This is a genomic window from Ideonella sp. P3_A4 (genome assembly GCF_056403075.1).
Genome location: NZ_JBFUGE010001316.1, coordinates 1 through 659, shown reverse-complemented (window position 1 = coordinate 659; position 659 = coordinate 1). Strand labels below are relative to the sequence as shown.

Genomic DNA, 659 nt, shown 5'->3' with positions numbered 1-659 from the left:
GTTACGCGGCGCTGTGCGCAGCGCCGATCGCGCAATGCCTGCCGGTGCCAGCGGGCTGGAGCGACATCGAAGCGGCCACGCTGCCCGAGACCTTTTTCACCGTCTGGTCGAACGTGTTCGACCGCGGCGGCTTGAAGGCTGGTGAGACGCTGCTGGTGCAGGGCGGCTCGTCCGGCATCGGCGTGACGGCGATCCAGCTCGGCARGGCGACGGGCGCGAAGGTGATCGTCACTGCGGGCAGCGACGAGAAATGCGCAGCCTGTGTGGCACTCGGTGCTGACCACGCGATCAACTACCGGGCCGTCGACTTCGCGGCCGAAGTGAAGCGGCTGACCGATGGTCGTGGCGCCGACGTGGTGCTCGACATGGTGGCCGGCGAGTACGTGGCGCGCGAGTTGAGTTGCCTGGCCGACGACGGCCGACTGGTCATCATCGCGGTGCAGGGCGGCGTGAAGAGTGAGATCAATGCAGGCGAAGTGCTGCGCCGGCGGCTGACGATCAGTGGTTCGACGCTGCGGCCGCGGCCGGTGGCCTTCAAGGCTGCGATTGCGAAGTCTTTGCGCGACAAGGTGTGGCCGCTGATCGAAGCTGGTCGCATCAAGCCGGTGATCGAACGGGTGTTCGATGCCCATGACGCCGCAGCGGCCCATGCGCTGATG

1 protein-coding gene is annotated in these 659 nt (G+C 67.2%); it reads left to right on the top strand.

Translation table 11 applies throughout. The features are described from left to right. A partial coding sequence (locus tag AC1DYI_RS37760; RefSeq protein ID WP_477209169.1) for a zinc-binding dehydrogenase occupies positions 1-659 on the top strand: 659 nt, incomplete at both ends.